This window comes from Streptomyces sp. NPDC093065, from assembly GCF_044754585.1.
Lineage (GTDB): Bacteria > Actinomycetota > Actinomycetes > Streptomycetales > Streptomycetaceae > Streptomyces.
Genome location: NZ_JBIVPJ010000046.1, coordinates 1 through 16363 on the forward strand (window position 1 = coordinate 1; position 16363 = coordinate 16363).

The following is a 16363-nucleotide window of genomic DNA, read 5'->3' on the forward strand; positions in this document are numbered from 1 at the left end:
CTGAACGCCTTCGACATCACCTTCGACGGCCGCCTGACGGCGGCCCGCCAGTAACCCCAACCACCCTGGTTACACCGCTCGTTTGACAGACCCGCAGCTCGCCGTGGCCGGGGCGGGACGGCTTCAGGTGGTGGCGCAGCGTCGGCTGATGGTGCGGACCGCGTCGGCGCTGGCCGCGCGTAGCGGTGCCGAGGCGCTGGTGACGGGCGACAGCCTGGGCCAGGTGGCCAGTCAGACGCTGGCCAACCTGGCCGCGGTGGACGAGGCGGCGGCTCTGCCCGTGCTGCGGCCGCTGATCGGCCGGGACAAGCAGGAGATCATCGACGAGGCCGTGTCCATCGGCACCGCCGGGATCTCGGTCCTGCCCGACGAGGACTGCTGCAGCCTGCTCGCACCTCCGCGGGTCAGTACCCGCGCCGGGCTGCCCCGCCTGCGAGCAGTGGAAAAACGGATCGACCTCGACGAGGTGACCCAAGCTCTGCTCGACAACATCCAGGTGCTAGTGCCGGGTAGCGACGCCGAAGCGAATGCCGGCGCACTCACCCGCGAGGCGACGGCATGCCGCAATCATTCAGCCAGAGAATAAACGTCGGGTCGCAGAATTGCGATAGAGCATCGCCGGTATCAGCAGATGGACAGCCCAACAACCACTGCCGTCAACGCAATACCCTACCCCCATGGCTCTCGGAATCCCCAGCACAAGGGCAGACAGTGCAGTATCCATTCGTGACCTACTCGCACGTGGAGGCCGCTCGTACTCCTTCGAATTCATGCCGCCCCGCAGCGCGGCGGCCGAAGCAGGACTCTGGACCGCGATCCGCCGGCTGGAGAGCCTTTCTCCCACTTTCGTCTCGGTCACCTACGGCGCCGGCGGCTCGACGCGGGGCCGGACCGTCAACGTAACGGGGCGCATCGCCCAGGAGACGACACTGAGCCTTTTCCAACCTCAGTTTGTGCATGTGAGGTGCAGGGTGAGGACGGCCTGGACGAAGCTGGTGATACGGCTGGTAGAGCATCGCAGTTTGCGCATGAGCCGCCAGGTTTTGAGGGTGGCCATGGCCTGTTCGACGAGTGCACGGATCTTCGCGTGTGAGCAGTTGACGGCCCGCTGGCCAGGGGAGAGAGTCTCCCAGCGCCCCCAGTAGGGAACTCGCACGGTGCCGCCGGCGCCCCGGTAGCCCTTGTCGGCCCAGCATTCCACCCCGGCTCCCGCCAAGGCACCGATGATGCCGTGGGTTCGCGCGGCCTTGATGTCGTGGACGGATCCCGGCAGCGCGGGCGACGCCCACAGCAATCGTCCCGCCGGGTCGGCGATCACCTGCACGTTCATGCCGTGCTTCTTATGTTTCCCGGAGTAGAAGGGTCTGTCGGCAGCGATCCGGTCGATCGACAACAGCGTGCCGTCCAGGATCACGAACGCTTTGCCGGAGGCTGTCCTCACCGCCTCGGCGAGGGTTGGAGCCAGAGCGGCCAGGATGTCGACGGCCTCGGCGATGTACCGGTAGGCGGTGGTGGTGCCCACACCGAATCCGGCGGCGAGCTGAGCGTAGGTATGGCCGCATCGTAGATGAGCCAGCACGAGCAGCGCCTGCCGTCCGGCGGTCAGCCGGCGCCATCGTGTCCCTTGCGCAAGACGACGTGCGGTCAACTCACGGGCGAGGAAGCGCAGAGCGGAGGTGGACAGATCGACCCCGGCCGGGTAGACGAGCATGCGGAAGCTCCTGGCAGGATGGCTTGGACTCGACACGCACCCGTCTACCAGGAGCTTCTCTACGCCCGGACCCCGCCCCGCCCTCACCCCCAGCGGCCCTGCTCTGCGCGCAGGTTGCGGAAACCTCAGCGGGTGTGGGCGTGAGGGAGTGTGCGGAAGAGCTCGGCGCCGATCACGAGCGCGGGACGGTGGTCGAAGCGACACCAATCCCATTCGTGCCCGCGTCGTGCTCGGCTACCTGCGAGCGGCGCGAGCTGGATCCGGTCGAGCTTTGCGGCTCAGGGACGACTCAGACTCCCCTCCGGTGCGCTCAGCTGTTGCTCAGCGAGGAGCAGTACTGCCCGGGAACTCTGCACCCAGGAGCGTGAGCAGCCCGGGGAATCTCTTCTCGATGTCCGCGCGTCGTAGTCGGATGCCCTTGCGGTTGCCGTAGTCGATCTCGTCAATGAGACCTGCCTGGCGCAAGACCCGGAAGTGGTGGGTCTGGGTCTGCTTCGAGATCGGAAGATCGAACGAGTTGCAGCCCCGCTCGCTGTCGCTGCGGTCGGCGGCCAACTCCGTCATCACCGAACGACGGTGCTCGTCGGCGAGGGCGCGAAACACCGCACCCAGATCGAGCGCATCGGCCTCCGGGCCGACCAGGTTCCTCCCGGCCACGCCGCACCTCCTTCAGGTATGACTTGCATCGTACCTGAAGGACGTGCTCCACTGAGGTACGAAATCTTTCGTACCTTGCCCGGGTTGCGCTGCCCCGTGCCGCCGCGCCCTGAGCCCCAGCCCCGGCACTCACCGGGGACCTGGTCATCGACACTCCGAGAGGTCATCGTCATGAAGAAACCCGAGGTGCTGATAGTCGGTGCCGGAATCGCAGGGCCCGCACTCGCCTACTGGCTCTCCCGCAATGGATACCGGCCAACGGTCGTCGAACACGCCCGGCAGCTGCGCTCCGGTGGCAGCGCGATCGTCGTGAAGGGGCCCGCGATCCCGGTCGCCGACCGCATGGGCATCCTCCCCCAGCTCCACGGACTCGCCACCCGCAACCGGTCGCTGACCCTGCTAGACCCCGGCGGCAGGCGAATCCTGCAACTCCCGCTCACCTCGGACAAGACTCCGACGGTCGAAGTGACCCGAGCCGACCTCTCCGAGGTGCTCCACCGGTCGGCGCAGACCGAGGCCGAGTTCTTGTTCGACGACACGGTCACCGCTCTCGACCAGGACGAAGACGGGGTGGACGTCACCTTTAGGCGGTCCGCGCCACGACGCTTCGACTTGGTAGTCGGTGCCGACGGGATGCACTCCACCGTACGGCGCCTGGTATTCGGACCCAAGCGGCAGTTCACGAGCGACCTGGGCCTGTACGGCGCGACCGTCCCCCTGGAACCCGACGCCATCGAGGACCCGACCGAGATGACGATGCTGACCGTGCCGAACCGGATGCTGGTCCTCCACCCCTCGCGGACCACCCCGCTCGCGATCTTCACCTTCCGGGCCGCACAGCCAGCGCCCCACGACCGCAAGAACATCGCCCTTCACAAGCAGACCGTGGCCGACGCCTACGCCGACGTGCGGTGGCGGGCACCGGAACTCGTGGCGGCGTTCCTCGACCACCCGGCTCCGTTCTTCGACCCCCTGACCACCGTCCGGGTGCCCTCGTGGTCCCGCGGACGGGTCGTACTGCTCGGGGACGCGGCGGCGGCGACAGCCCTGCTGGGCGACGGGTCCAGCATGGCGATGGCGGGCGCGTACGCCCTCGCAGAAGAGCTCGCCGCCCATCCCGGTGACCACGCCCGCGCCTTCACCGCCTACGAGTCGCGGCTCCGCCGTGAGGTAGGCCCGCGGCAACGACGCGTCGGTCTGCTCTCCAGGCTCATGGTGCCCCGCACCCGGCCGGGCCTCGCAGTGCGCAACGCCGTGGGCCGCGCGGTCGTTCGCACAAACCGGACCGCCTCTCGCGAAGCCGCGAACCGGTAGACCGAGCCCGCACCGACCGCTCACCGGTCGGTGCGCAGCTCCCCTGTAGCTCCCAACCGGGTCAGCGCCGCCATGCCGACGAGCCCGGCGTGGCAGGCCATCGCCGATGCGGCAGGTCGACTGCTGGCGGCCTCACCCACCGTTCCCGGCGCTCGCCACCACGCCGGTGCTGTCGGCGCGGAGGTGGAGTGCTGGACGGACAAGGCGTATCAAGGCGCCGGCGGCACCACCCGGGCGCCCTTCCGCGGCCTGCGTATCAAGCTGCGGCAACGTCGGCACAACAGCACCCACGCCCGGATCCGTTGCCTCGGCGAGCAAGCCATGGCCGCTCTGAAGGGCTGGCGCCTCCCGCGGAAACTCCGCTGTAGCACCAACCGATTCACCGCCATCGTGAAGACCATCCCCGCCCTTCGTCACGCCTCAACCTGAGGTTGGAAAAGGCTCAATGGCTTCGGCAGCGAAGTGGAACCGGTGACCGCGTACTTGTGCGACCTGGCATTGGGCGATTGCAGCCCGCTGACCGGGCGGAACTACGCGTACGGGCTGTTGCGCTGGTTCCGACTGCTGTGGCTGCTCGGCACAGCCTGGGACAAGGCCACGGAGGGGGAGGTCGCCGTGCTTGCGGGGTGGCTGCGTACGGCACGCAATCCTCAGCGACGCCGTCGCTCGCCGCAGAGCGGCGTGGCGGGAACGGTGAACGTCCGCACCGGTAAGGCGAGTCTCGGCCCGGGGTACGCGCCTCGAACGATCAACCACGCGTTGTCTGTTGTCAGCGGGTTCTATGAGTTCCACGGCCACCACGGCCGCGGGCGCCGACTGGTTGCTGACCAACGCGATACGGGTCTTGGACGCGACATCAACCCCATGTTCGTCCACAAGCCGTCGATAGGCAGCCGCCAGATCCGCGATGACGGATCGTGCTGGCGTCGTAGTGCCGTTGGCGCGGTACCGCACACTCTTCTTACAGAGCCTTGCCGTTGTCCATTCGGTGTCCGGGTGACGCGAGCTGTACTTCAGCTGCGACAGGACAAGAGCGTCTGCCGAATCTGCATCATCGCCCCCAGGTACTCGGCAACGTCCACCGTCTCGTACTCGTCGTCTGGATCATCGACGCGGGCAAGACCTTCGAGTGTGACACGCCGGAGAATGGTGCCCGGCTCGACCAGTTTCAGCGACCGGCTCGCCGCCCACCAGAAGTGGAAATCGTCTCCGGCATTCGACTCCGGCGCACCCACCCTGCCTCCCCCTTAGCGCTGCGCCAGTCGAGACGACCGACGCTGGGGGCACAGAATATCCCCGAGATCCCGGTCAGATCGCCAACTGTTGGAGCACCGTTGCGCGGCTCGACCGAGTGGGGCGCTCCCAGCGCCTGACCGGGCCGCTGCGCGTGCCGCGCCGACGGAGAGACCATCGCAAGCCGAATACCAGACGCCGAAGAGCATGATCGCTTGTACCACCTCGCGGGACGCGATCCATCTACATGTAGAAGGCGTACCGGGCTTCAGGTTCGTAGGTATCCGGAAGATCGCGGAGGATGGTGCCGACTTCGCCGGCGAACCGAACCGTGACTGGTAGACGTTCGGCGAAGCGGGCGGAGTTCCAGTTCATCTTCGTCAGCAGCAGGACCTCGCGGAGCAGGTCCCGTGCACTGGAGTCGCCTACGTGGTCGGTGATCTGGACGGGCGCCGGCACATGACCGTGCGGGTACCGGCCGAGCGATGGCACGTAGCCCGTGGTGTAAAGGTAGCGACGGTCACCGAGGCTGACGCACGTGCCGCGAGGCGGAGGATATTCGCCGTGGCGCATCATCCGTACGCCGGTGGAAGGCGCCAGGGCCACCAAGTCGTACTCGTAGCCGCTGAGTGCGTCCTCAAAGCCCGCGCGTTCCGCAGGGAAAAACCGCGACTGCTTGTGGATGACGATGCGCCGCGGAGTACGTCCCATGGTCTGTTTGTAGCGACCCATGACGTCGGAGATCAACCGCGACGCCTCATCCGCAGGCAGGTGGGGCCACCTACCCTTCCACTCAAACGGGCTGCCCCGCAGCACGAACGCCTCTCCGTTCTCAGCAAACGCTTGGGCAACGCTCGTACGCATCGTGGATCTCTCGCCATGAGGGCGATAGAACGTGACTCCCAGATGGCACGTCCCCTCGGCCAGGCCCACCGGGGTCCAGGGGAAACCGCCGGCCTTGAAGTAGATCGCGGTGAACAGGTTCCACGCGAGGTCGGCTGGGTGTTCGAGGTCGGAGGTATGCGCGTTCAGATCCGACTCGACCGTCTCCTGCTGGAGCAACTGCGTGCGTAGGCCCCGTTGCATCGCCCGGGCCTTGATTCCGGCACGCAGATTCCACACCGTCTGCACCCCACGGTTTCGCTGGTGCACCGCCCAGTACCGCCTGGTGATCTCGGACGGCAGCGTGATGAACACGACCGCGGGAGGGGCATCGAGGCCGGCAAGCTTGCCCAGCCGGTCGTCGATGATTTCCAGGAGCTGGTTGAAACCTTCGAGCTTTCTGAGTCGGTCCGCGGTCACGACGCGGATCTCAGCAGCGGTGATCTTTGCTTCCGGGCCGTCGGTACGCAGCCGAGAGGCGAACGGACCATCCGGTTGGAAGCCGCAGAAAGGGTGATGCTCGTTGTCGCCGTCGACCCCCTCGGCCGCCCGCGACAACCACGTCCGGGCCTTGGCGATGGATTCGGCGGTGCCGATGAATCCAGCGGTCACCGCAGCGGGATGGTTCGGCTGGTCGCGTGACCAGGGGCCTGCCGCGGGGATGCCGACCTTGGGGTCGATGTGTGTCAATCCGTCGGCGAAGGCGAGTGCCGGCTCGCCGATCCATTCAACGCCCAGATTGAGCGGCTTGAGCGCGAGGCTCATCGGTCGTCCTCCTTGTGCTCGGCACCCCAGTCCCACTCCGCGTCGTCAACTTCCCACGCACTGGCGAGAGCGTCGATGACGTCGTCTTCGTCCCCACTGTCGAGCATGGTGACGGGGTTGAAGCGGTTGTCGTCGATCAGCGGCCACTTGGCATCGATCTGTGGGAAGTCGCCGTCGATCGCGATCCGTTGACGGCCGACCTCGAAGACGACCCTCGCGCGGCCATCAAGCAGGAAGTAGCGGAAGAAGTGGACGGCGTCGAAGTAACCTTCGTTGTACATGCGGGATTTACGCTTCGTCACCTTGCGGCCCACCCTGCGCGGGTCCAGCGGCTCTTTCCCGTCCTTTGTGAGATGAAACTCGGGCCGGATGGTCAGGCCCCACATTCCCGTGGCGAACTCCTCGAAGCGAAGCTGCGCCGCGAGATGCCACCACACATCGCGCGGGTTTCCGGCACGCTCGCCTTCCTGGCGTACGACCTTCTTGGCGGACTGGTTCCTGCCTGTCTTGGTCTTGGCCTCCACTCTCCGGGTGACCGTCTCATGGTCCGCCAGAAAGTAGTAGCGTCCGTGATCGCGGTCGTACTGTATGCCCCGCTTCCGCAGGGCCATACGAAGCGCCGAGTTCAGCAGCCACACGTAGAGGTTCCGGTTCTGCGACCCCAGCAGCTCCGCCGCATCCAGGCATTGAGCACTTTCGGGCTTAACGACCTGTTTGAACGGCCCACGTACATCAGCAAGGTCGTGAAACCCCCATACCTGACCATTGGCCAGAACGAAGGGAAGAACCTGACCGCGTATTGGCCGGGGCAGCCGTTCGATGACTTCCATGGAAGTCCTGAACCGTGACTCTGCCCTCCAGACCGAGCCCGGAAGTTCCGAGACGGGCAGCAATGACACATCCACCGAGTCCGTCTCGAACGGTGCGGGCGGTACACGGAGATCCTTCGCCGCCATCCTCGCCTCGTGGTCCGCCTTGTACTTGGCGAGCACCTCGACCGAGTAGACCCTCGGGTTGCCGTCCACGATCGCATGGTGGTTCCCGCAGAAGAGGGTGAGGTTCTCCACCGCATCCGGGTCCTCCGAGAGGGGCGCCTCTCTTGAGCGCGGCCCCTGCCTTCCGACACCGACGAGATGCGCACGCTGAGCCAGCGTTACAGGTCTCTCACCGGAAGCCTCCTGATACGTCACGGGGCTCGAACACCCCGGGAACGCACACTGGTTGCCGGACAGTGCGAACAGGCGGTTGGTAACCGGCGCCGGAATCTCCTTGCGGCTGCTTGATGCCATGGACCGACTCTATGCCGGGGCACTGACAGCGCCGGTTTCCGAACCTGTGGCGGACAGCTCCCACCCCCATTACCGCTCAGCCCATCGCAACGGCCCAGAAGGGGTTCACCCGTTCAGATAGGGCTTGAGCTCCTCCCTCGTCGGCTCACGTGTATCCGGCATCGTCGCCAGCCGGGTCAAAGGGTCCGTCGTCCGCACATAGGAGCGCGCCCATGCCAGCCAGCGTCGGGCGGAATCCAGAGCCGATTCGTCCGCGCCACCGCCCAGGTCACCAAGGCGACGTTCCATAGCGTCGCAGTACTGCCTCAGCGCAGCGGCCTCGCGCCATCGTCCGGCTTCCTCCCGAAGCACCTCGGCCAGTTGATCCTGCACTGCTTGCTTCCTGGCCTCCTCCATGGCTGCCTGCCAACGGATCTGGCGTTCCGCCTTGGGCTCGCTCCTCACCTGCCCGACGCTGGGCCTCGTGCACCGCCCGCACCTCGATCTCCCCAAGGATCACGCCCAGGGACTCCTCCAAGGTCCCGCTCTTCCGATCGCGCCAGCGGCCGGGACGACTGGTGTGGCCGTGATCAAGCTCTACGACGAGGCGTGCGGCACGCTCCGGGTTGTTGGACTGCGGGAACTCCTGCTTGACGGTGACGCTGCAGGCGAAGCCGTCGACGACAACGCTCACACCACCCTCCCTCGCCGAGTAGTACGCCCGGATTTCCTGTACGGCGTAGCCTCGCCGTACCGCCTCGGCTGCCAGCGCCTGCAGGAGCAGGAGTGCCCGGCGCCGAAGCGCAGGAGACATCACGAGCCGCTCCTCCACGTCTCTGAGCGCGGCCACGACCGGATGAGGAGAAGTCAGCCGCGTGGGAACCGGAACCACCGAGGCGTCGCCCGCCGACTTCCGGCTCCGTGAGTTGGGATGTGGCCCCTCTCTGAGGTACAGCTCCCAACCGCCTACCCCGAGCCGGACCTTCTCGATCCGTTTGCCGGGAGGTTCCAGTCCGTACCGCTTCGCATAGTCGATGATCTTCCGCCACTCATCGACCCGGTCTTCGTCGGCGACACGGACACGCCCCTCGGTGAGCAGCCGCTCGACCAACTCGGTCGCCTTGGCTCGTCGCGCACGAGCGACGGGCCGTTCGGCGTAGGAGACGGAGCTGCGCCCGCGCCCAGCAGGTCCGGCGGATGCCGTCTGGTCGCCCCCTTCAGCCGACGTCGGCTCTTCAGGGCGACGACCGTGTCGAAGGTAGTAGCGACCATCCTCGGTGACCTCCACGAGTGCTTCCCCGCCGCCCCGGTTGATCCTTAACAGCCCTCGATCACGCAATGCATAAGCCGACCGCCACTCCCCCGGCGCCCAGGGTGCGGGATGCTCCTCACCGGCCGCGAGCCGTTCAAGCAGCGCGCGTTGCCGTTCATTCGGGCCAGACCGTCGATCCACAAGCACCAGGCCACAGCGCACCCGTATGCCCTGTACAGAGCCGAAAGAATGGCTCCTGCCCGTGGGAGTTCTCTGGGACTTTCCTGGGACTTCCGGCCGCATCAGGCTGCACGAGCGTGAAACAACCGAAAGGGCATTCATGCAGGTCAACGACCTACGACAGTAAGACCCCGCAGGTCACAGCGTCGGCTGGTCTCTTCCGGGACATCTGACGAGCAGGAAGCAGCAGCTCCGCCCTGAGCGTCGCCCGCCCTCGAGGCCGCATCGACACTCGCCATCCAGACGGGGTCTGACCTGTCCAGCAGACATCCTGACACCCCATCAGATCGAGCGTCAAATGAGCGTCACGAGCGTCATTTCAGCGTCAAGATATCGCCCGTAACGCCCACACTGCACATAATGCGCACGCGCAAAACCGCAGGTCAGGAGCCCTTCTGGGTCGGTTCGAGGATCGCCACGCACTCCACATGATGCGTCATCGGAAACAGATCGAACACCCTCAGCATCCGCACCCGGTACCCCCCGTCCCGGAAGTACCCCAGGTCCCGGGCCAGTGCGGCCGGGTCGCAGGCCACGTAGGCGATTCTGCGGGCGCCCAGGGAGGAGAGGTGCTGGACCGTCTTGCGGCCGGCGCCCGCGCGGGGCGGGTCGAGGACGATGAGGTCGGCCTCGTCGATGCCCGTGCGCGGCAGGACCGCTTCGACCTTGCCCTGCTCGATCCTCACCCGGTCGAAGCCGGCGAGGTTGTGGCGGGCGTCCTCGACGGCGCGCTTGCCGGACTCGATGCCGAGAACCGCGCCCTGGTCGCCGACGCGGTCGGCCAGGGCGCCGGCGAAGAGGCCGACGCCGCAGTAGAGGTCGAGGGCCATGTCACCCTTGCGGGGCAGCAGGCCCTGCATGACCGCCTTCACCAGGGTGTCGGCGGCCTTCGGGTGGACCTGCCAGAAGCCGCCGGAGCCGACCCGGTAGGTGCGGCCGTCGGCGCGCTCGCGGACGAAGGGGCGGCCGTGGACGCGGTGGACGCCGCCGTCCTTCTCCCCGACGCGCATGACCGAGACCGGGCGGTCCAGTTCGACGATGGGCAGGCGGGCGCCGGGGCGCGGGGTCAGGATGACCTGGCGGTCCTGGGAGCCCGTCGCCGCGATCGCCTCGACCGTCGACATGCCGGGCCAGTCACGGCGCTCGACGCCCAGTTCGCCGACGCCCTCCGCCGCGATCATGCAGTGATCGATCGGTTCGACCTCGTGGGAGCGGTGCTTGCGCAGGCCCGCGCGGCCCTCCGCGTCCACGGCGTACTGCACGCGGGTGCGCCACGACGGGACCTGGCCGGCGGGCACCTTGTCGCCCTCGGCCGGCATCACCGTGCCGTCCCAGCCGGCCTCCTCGGGGGTGAGGCCCGCCAGGCGCTGGAGCTGTTCGGCGACGACCTCGCCCTTCAGGCGGCGCTGCGCACCCGGCTTGGCGTGCTGCCAGTCGCAGCCGCCGCAGCGGCCGGGGCCCGAGAAGGGACAGGGGGCCTCGATGCGGTCCTTGGAGGCGTCCAGGATCTCGACGGCGTCCGCGCGCAGGAAGCGGGCGCCCTCCTCGCCCTCCGTCACCCGGGCCACGACCCGCTCGCCGGGCAGCGTGTGCCGGACGAACAGCACCTGGCCCTCGGACGTGCGGGCGATGCAGTGGCCGCCGTGGGCGACGGGGCCGACCTCGACCTCGTACTCCTCGCCGACCAGCGAGGCCGGCCGTGCGTCGGGCTGTGCCACCGCTCGCGTCTCCGCCTGCGACTTCTTCGGTTCTGCCTGCATGGCGGGGTGACTCCAGAGAACGGGGACGACAAAGGACAACAGCCGTCCAGTCTACGTGGACGAGGAGGAGTCCTTCGGACGGTCCTGGTGGCGGTGGTGGGCCGGCCCGCGCCGCACCGCGCCGGGGGCGTTCCAGTCCTGGCGCTTGCGGGCCCGGCGCCTGGCGGCCTCGGAGGACTCCAGCTGGTAGGGCACCGACGTGACCATGACGCCCGGCGTGAACAGCAGGCGGCCCTTGAGGCGCAGCGCGCTCTGGTTGTGCAGCAGGTGCTCGTACCAGTGGCCGACGACGTACTCGGGGATGATGACCGAGACCGCGTCGCGCGGGGACTCCTTGCGCAGGCCCTTGACGTACTCGATGACGGGCCGCGTGATCTCGCGGTACGGCGAGTCGAGGACCTTGAGGGGTACGGCGATACCGCGGCGCTCCCACTCCTCGCGCAGCGCCTTCGTCTCGGCCGGGTCGACGTTGACGCTGAGCGCCTCCAGGCTGTCGGAGCGCATGAGCTTGGCGTAGGCGAGGGCGCGCAGCGTTGGGCGGTGGATCTTGGAGATGAGGACCACCGAGTGGACGCGGGAGGGGCGCACCATGTCGTCGCTCTGTGCCTCCTCGGGGTCCTCGGGGGCCGCGATCTCCTCGGCTACGCGGTCGTAGTGTTTGCGGATCGCCGTCATCGTCGCGAAGAAGATGCACATGCCGAGCAGTGCGACCCAGGCGCCGTGGGTGAACTTGGTGGCCAGGACCACGACCAGCACGAGTCCGGTGAAGAAGGCGCCGAAGGCGTTGATCACGCGGGAGCGGATCATGTGGCGGCGCCGGGACTGGTCGCGTTCGGTGGCCAGGTTGCGGTTCCAGTGGCGGACCATGCCGATCTGGCTCAGCGTGAAGGAGACGAAGACGCCGACGATGTAGAGCTGGATCAGGCGGGTCGAGTCGGCGCCGTAGACGACGACCAGGAGCATGGCGGCGCCGGCGAGGAGCACGATGCCGTTGGAGAAGGCCAGACGGTCGCCGCGGGTGTGCAGCTGGCGCGGCAGGTAGCGGTCCTGGGCGAGGATCGAGCCGAGCAGCGGGAAGCCGTTGTAGGCGGTGTTCGCGGCGAGGAAGAGGACCAGTGCGGTGGCGGCGGCGAGCACGACGAACAGGAAGCTGCCCTCGCCGAAGACGGCCCCGGCCACCTGGGAGATCACGGGGTGCTGGACGTAGTCCGCGCCGACGGCGACGCCGTTGTGGAAGAGGTCGGTGGCCGGGTTCTCGGACATACGGACGTCGGTGGCCGAGGCCAGCGCGATGATGCCGCAGAACATGGTGACGGCGAGCAGGCCCATCATCGCGAGGGTGTTGCCCGCGTTCTTCGCCTTGGGCCTGCGGAAGGCCGGGACGCCGTTGGAGATCGCCTCGACGCCGGTGAGGGCGGCGCAGCCGGAGGAGAAGGCGCGCAGGAGGAGGAAGACCAGGGCGAAGCCGGCCAGGCCGCCGTGCTCCGGTTTGATCTCGTAGTCCGCGGTCGGGGCGCGCATGGTGTCGCCGAGGACCAGGCCGCGGAACGCGCCCCACACGATCATGATGAAGACGCCCGTGACGAACACGTACGTCGGGATCGCGAACAGGGTGCCCGACTCCCTCACCCCGCGCAGGTTCATCAGTGTCAGCAGCAGGATGACGGCGACGGCGCACAGGACCTTGTGCTCCACGACGAACGGGATCGCCGAGCCGAGGTTCTCGATGCCCGAGGAGATGGAGACCGCGACCGTCAGGACGTAGTCCACCAGCAGGGCGCTGGCCACGGTCAGACCGGCCTTCGGGCCCAGGTTGGTGGTGGCCACCTCGTAGTCGCCGCCGCCGCTCGGGTAGGCGTGCACGTTCTGCCGGTAGGAGGCGACCACGGTGAACATGAGGACGACGACCGCGACCGCGATCCAGGGACTGAAGTGGTACGCCGACACGCCCGCAATGGACAGGACGAGCAGCACCTCGCCGGGCGCGTACGCCACCGAGGACAGCGGGTCGGACGCGAAGACGGGCAGGGCGATCCGCTTCGGCAGGAGCGTTTCACCCAGCCGGTCGCTGCGCAGTGCGCGCCCGATCAGGATCCGTTTGGGCACGTCGGTCAGTTTGGACACAACAGAGGATCGTAAGCGTTCGAACGGGCGGCCGCCCAACCGCCACCCCCGTTGCGCCCGCCGTCTGCTCTACGGGTGAATTCGCGGGGCGCTGCGGCTGCGGATGGGTCGGCCGGCGGGGTTCGCATGGCTATATGACCAACACCGCCCGTCGCCCTGTGAGGGAGATCCCATGCATCTGTCCGCGGAGCTGATCGGCGGCGTCGTCACGCTCGTCGGCCTCGGCATCCTGGCCTTCGCGAGTATCCGCAGCATCGGGCGGCGGGGGTCGTCGGCGGAGGGCTGAGGCGGGCTCGCAAGAACCTCGGAGGAACCTCGGGAGAACAGGGAGTCGCGGCCCCAGCGGGAACGTCGGGGTGATCGGGGATCCAGGGCGTCCGGCGGCAGGGTGCCGGAGTGGCCGGCGAGCAGGAGTACTCCCCCGCACAGCACCTCGGCGGTCAGGGACGCCTCGGCCCCTTTGCCGCCGTACCCGTGTGGCGGGTGGGTGGCGTCAGTACACGTCAGTACACATAGGGGACGAACTTCGCCGTCCGTGCCGCGTACTCGTCGAACGCCTCGCCGTAGTGCTCGCCGAGGTGCTTGTCGAGCATGGGGATGTTCAGGAAGACGAACATGCAGATCATGACGAGCGGGACGGCGAACGCCCACACGGTGCCGGTCACCAGCGCGAACCCGGAGAAGAGCACGGCGTCACCGAAGTAGTTGACGTGCATCGAGTGCTTGAACAGGCCTTCGGTGTAGAGCTTGCCCTTGTTCTCCGGGCGCTTCTTCCAGAGCCTGCGCTGGTACTCCGACCCCGTGTTCAGGTAGGAGCCGAGGAGGTACAGCACGACGCCCAGCCAGGTGAAGACGCTCACGCCGGCCTCGTTGGTGCCGCCGGAGTACGCCATCGTGCCGTGGATCACCAGGACCCAGATGCCGATGGTGAACGCCTCGGACCACTCCATCTTCCGCTGGAGCATCACGAAGTTCGTGGCGACGAAGCGCAGCAGGTAGAGCACCGACAACGCCGCCAGCAGGGCCCGGCGCAGGGCCGCCGCCTCGTCGAAGCCGGTGCCGGTGCCGGTGTCGGTGTCGGTGTCGGTGTCGAACCAGCCGGCCACGGTGTCCGCGCCGCCGAAGAGGAACCAGACGGCGCCGGCCACGGCGACGGTGTTGAAGGTGGTCACCAGCGTCTTGGGGCCGGTCGACACGTCGTGTCCGCCGTACATCTCTCGCTCTCTCCTCTCCGTCCCTCAGCGGTCTTGTCCGACCCTCAGCGGCGCCTCGGCGCGGCTGCCGGCACTCATGGCCAGGCTTAACATGTCCATGGTGCTTAGGTGCCCTGTTCGGCCGGCACCCGACGCCGTTCTCGTGGCGTCGCCCGCTCCGGAAGGCGAACTCACAGCGGCAAAGGCGCGCGCCGCACTCTTCCGGGTGGACCGACGGTCTGCTGGCTCTTTCCCGTTCGCCACGCCTGGAAGATCGGCCGTAGCAAGCCCCGGCCACCCGGGCGAGTCTCCGTCCCGCCGGACCGGCATGATGGTGACCGCGGCCCTCAGCGGGGCGCAGGTGTTTGCCCGTCGAGCCGAAAGAGGAAGATGAACGGGATGTTCACCCCGGTAAGAGGGCTGAGAAGAAGAGTGGTGTGAGCCGTGCACATTGTCATCATGGGCTGCGGGCGGGTGGGCTCCGCGCTCGCCCAGACCCTGGAGCAGCAGGGGCACACGGTCGCCGTGATCGACCGGGACCCCACCGCCTTCCGACGCCTCGGTTCCTCGTTCGGCGGCCGGCGGGTCACCGGCATCGGCTTCGACCAGGACACCCTGCGTGAGGCGGGCATCGAGGACGCCGGCGCCTTCGCCGCCGTCTCCAGCGGGGACAACTCGAACATCATCGCCGCCCGCGTGGCGCGCGAGATGTTCGGCGTGGAGAACGTCGCCGCCCGCATCTACGACCCGCGCCGCGCCGAGGTCTACCAGCGCCTGGGCATCCCCACCGTGGCCACCGTCCGCTGGACGGCCGACCAGATGCTGCGCCGGCTGCTGCCCTCGGGTGCCGAGCCGCTGTGGCGCGACCCCACCGGAGGCGTCCAGCTCGCCGAGGTGCACACCTCATCGGCCTGGGTCGGTCACAAGATCAGCCGTCTCCAGGAGGAGACCGGCGTGCGGGTGGCGTTCGTCACCCGGCTCGGGGAGGCGATCCTGCCCTCCTCGCAGACCGTCCTGCAGGAGGGCGACCTCGTGCACGTGATGATGCGCACCGACGAGGTCCACAAGGTCGAGGCGGCGTTCGCCAAGGGTCCCGAAGAGGAGGGCGGTCACTGATGAGGGTCGCCATTGCCGGAGCCGGCGCGGTCGGCCGTTCGATCGCGGGCGAGCTGCTGGAGAACGGCCACGAGGTCCTGCTCATCGACAAGGCGCCGACCGCCATCTCGGTCGAGCGCGTCCCGATGGCGGAGTGGCTGCTCGCCGACGCGTGCGAGATCACGTCCCTGGACGAGGCGGCGCTCCAGCGCTGCAACGTCGTCATCGCCGCGACGGGCGACGACAAGGTCAACCTGGTCGTGTCCCTGCTGGCCAAGACGGAGTACGGCGTTCCGCGCGTCGTCGCCCGGGTGAACAACCCGAAGAACGAGTGGCTGTTCAACGAGTCCTGGGGCGTGGACGTCGCCGTCTCCACCCCGCGGCTGATGTCGGCCCTGGTGGAGGAGGCGGTGAGCGTCGGCGACCTGGTCCGGCTGCTGCGCTTCAGCCACGGCGACGCCAACCTCGTCGAGCTGACGCTGCCCGAGGAGTCGGCCCTGGCCGGCACCCAGGTCGGTGACGTCCAGTGGCCCGAGGACACCTCGCTGGTGACGATCATCCGCGGCACCCGGGTGCTGACGCCGTCCCTGGAGGACTCCCTGGAGGCCGGCGACGAACTGCTCTTCGTCGCCGCGCAGGCCCGAGAGGAACAGCTGGAGGACCTGCTGTCGGCCCGCCGGCGGCCGGACGGCACGGTCTGAGCGGGGCGGTACGACGCGATACGGCGGTGGGGGGGGGGGGGGGGGGGGGGGGGGCCCCCCCCCCCCGGCCGGGGGGGGGGGGGGGGGGGGGGGGGGGGGGTTGGGGGGCGGGGGGGGGGGGGGGGGCGCCGGCCCCGGCGACCGCCGCGCCCGCGGCCCCCCCCCACC

13 protein-coding genes and 2 pseudogenes are annotated in these 16363 nt (G+C 68.2%); 6 read left to right on the plus strand and 9 right to left on the minus strand.

The genetic code is table 11. The features are described 5' to 3' along the window. Positions 1-94 precede the first annotated feature (94 nt). Together ACIQFU_RS37975 and ACIQFU_RS37980 are read left to right on the plus strand one after the other, a co-directional pair. A pseudogene (locus ACIQFU_RS37975) lies at positions 95-586 on the plus strand (tRNA 4-thiouridine(8) synthase ThiI); the annotation flags it as partial. A 91-nt stretch (positions 587-677) separates the two neighbouring features. Continuing rightward, positions 678-935: pseudogene (locus ACIQFU_RS37980) on the plus strand (methylenetetrahydrofolate reductase); the annotation flags it as partial. A gap of 11 nt (positions 936-946) precedes the next feature. On the opposite strand, the gene ACIQFU_RS37985 reads toward ACIQFU_RS37980, so the two are convergent. Together ACIQFU_RS37985 and ACIQFU_RS37990 are read right to left on the minus strand one after the other, a co-directional pair. Then, entirely contained in the window at positions 947-1711 is a 765-nt protein-coding gene (locus tag ACIQFU_RS37985) for a transposase family protein (protein ID WP_402557903.1), read from the minus strand. Between the two features lie 321 nt (positions 1712-2032). Further along, positions 2033-2368, minus strand: a complete 336-nt coding sequence (locus ACIQFU_RS37990) for an ArsR/SmtB family transcription factor (RefSeq protein ID WP_402557904.1) — start codon at positions 2366-2368, stop codon at positions 2033-2035. 171 nt (positions 2369-2539) lie between these two features. On the opposite strand from ACIQFU_RS37990, the gene ACIQFU_RS37995 reads away from it, so the two are divergent. Together ACIQFU_RS37995 and ACIQFU_RS38000 are read left to right on the plus strand one after the other, a co-directional pair. After that, on the plus strand, positions 2540-3682 hold the full coding sequence (locus ACIQFU_RS37995) for an FAD-dependent monooxygenase (RefSeq protein ID WP_402557906.1): 1143 nt from the start codon (positions 2540-2542) through the stop codon (positions 3680-3682). A 72-nt stretch (positions 3683-3754) separates the two neighbouring features. After that, positions 3755-4111, plus strand: coding sequence for a hypothetical protein (locus tag ACIQFU_RS38000; RefSeq protein ID WP_402557908.1), 357 nt, complete (start codon positions 3755-3757; stop codon positions 4109-4111). Between the two features lie 584 nt (positions 4112-4695). Here ACIQFU_RS38000 and ACIQFU_RS38005 read toward each other — a convergent pair. From ACIQFU_RS38005 to ACIQFU_RS38035, 7 genes are all read right to left on the minus strand, one after another. Further along, the gene (locus tag ACIQFU_RS38005; RefSeq protein ID WP_383470193.1) at positions 4696-4917 is read right to left on the minus strand and encodes a hypothetical protein; all 222 of its coding nucleotides are present in this window, start codon (positions 4915-4917) and stop codon (positions 4696-4698) included. A 241-nt stretch (positions 4918-5158) separates the two neighbouring features. After that, positions 5159-6562: a hypothetical protein gene (locus ACIQFU_RS38010; protein WP_383470190.1), complete on the minus strand. Its 1404-nt coding sequence runs from the start codon at positions 6560-6562 to the stop codon at positions 5159-5161. Next, a complete protein-coding gene (locus ACIQFU_RS38015) occupies positions 6559-7851 on the minus strand; it encodes a hypothetical protein (protein WP_383470187.1) in 1293 nt (430 codons plus the stop codon). The genes ACIQFU_RS38010 and ACIQFU_RS38015 overlap by 4 nt, the downstream gene beginning before the upstream one ends. Positions 7852-8119: 268 nt before the next feature. Further along, on the minus strand, positions 8120-8941 hold the full coding sequence (locus tag ACIQFU_RS38020) for a hypothetical protein (RefSeq protein ID WP_402557910.1): 822 nt from the start codon (positions 8939-8941) through the stop codon (positions 8120-8122). A 764-nt stretch (positions 8942-9705) separates the two neighbouring features. Continuing rightward, entirely contained in the window at positions 9706-11082 is a 1377-nt protein-coding gene (locus tag ACIQFU_RS38025; RefSeq protein ID WP_402557912.1) for a class I SAM-dependent RNA methyltransferase, read from the minus strand. 51 nt (positions 11083-11133) lie between these two features. After that, entirely contained in the window at positions 11134-13206 is a 2073-nt protein-coding gene (locus tag ACIQFU_RS38030; RefSeq protein WP_402557914.1) for an APC family permease, read from the minus strand. A 503-nt stretch (positions 13207-13709) separates the two neighbouring features. Then, a complete protein-coding gene (locus tag ACIQFU_RS38035) occupies positions 13710-14420 on the minus strand; it encodes a DUF1295 domain-containing protein (protein ID WP_402557916.1) in 711 nt (236 codons plus the stop codon). A gap of 423 nt (positions 14421-14843) precedes the next feature. On the opposite strand from ACIQFU_RS38035, the gene ACIQFU_RS38040 reads away from it, so the two are divergent. Continuing rightward, complete coding sequence (locus ACIQFU_RS38040; RefSeq protein ID WP_362101226.1) at positions 14844-15515, plus strand: TrkA family potassium uptake protein; 672 nt, start codon at positions 14844-14846, stop codon at positions 15513-15515. After that, positions 15515-16195, plus strand: coding sequence for a TrkA family potassium uptake protein (locus ACIQFU_RS38045; RefSeq protein ID WP_224290602.1), 681 nt, complete (start codon positions 15515-15517; stop codon positions 16193-16195). Before ACIQFU_RS38040 ends, ACIQFU_RS38045 begins: the two co-directional genes overlap by 1 nt. The last annotated feature ends 168 nt before the right edge of the window (positions 16196-16363 follow it).

Bases quoted from the DNA above. Each gene is read 5' to 3' on its own strand.
- ACIQFU_RS38015 (WP_383470187.1), bottom strand. From the start codon at position 7,851: ATGGCATCAAGCAGCCGCAAGGAGATTCCGGCGCCGGTTACCAACCGC.
- ACIQFU_RS37995 (WP_402557906.1), top strand. From the start codon at position 2,540: ATGAAGAAACCCGAGGTGCTGATAGTCGGTGCCGGAATCGCAGGGCCC.
- ACIQFU_RS38045 (WP_224290602.1), top strand. From the start codon at position 15,515: ATGAGGGTCGCCATTGCCGGAGCCGGCGCGGTCGGCCGTTCGATCGCG.
- ACIQFU_RS37985 (WP_402557903.1), bottom strand. From the start codon at position 1,711: ATGCTCGTCTACCCGGCCGGGGTCGATCTGTCCACCTCCGCTCTGCGC.
- ACIQFU_RS38000 (WP_402557908.1), top strand. From the start codon at position 3,755: ATGCCGACGAGCCCGGCGTGGCAGGCCATCGCCGATGCGGCAGGTCGA.
- ACIQFU_RS38035 (WP_402557916.1), bottom strand. From the start codon at position 14,420: ATGTACGGCGGACACGACGTGTCGACCGGCCCCAAGACGCTGGTGACC.
- ACIQFU_RS38010 (WP_383470190.1), bottom strand. From the start codon at position 6,562: ATGAGCCTCGCGCTCAAGCCGCTCAATCTGGGCGTTGAATGGATCGGC.
- ACIQFU_RS38025 (WP_402557912.1), bottom strand. From the start codon at position 11,082: ATGCAGGCAGAACCGAAGAAGTCGCAGGCGGAGACGCGAGCGGTGGCA.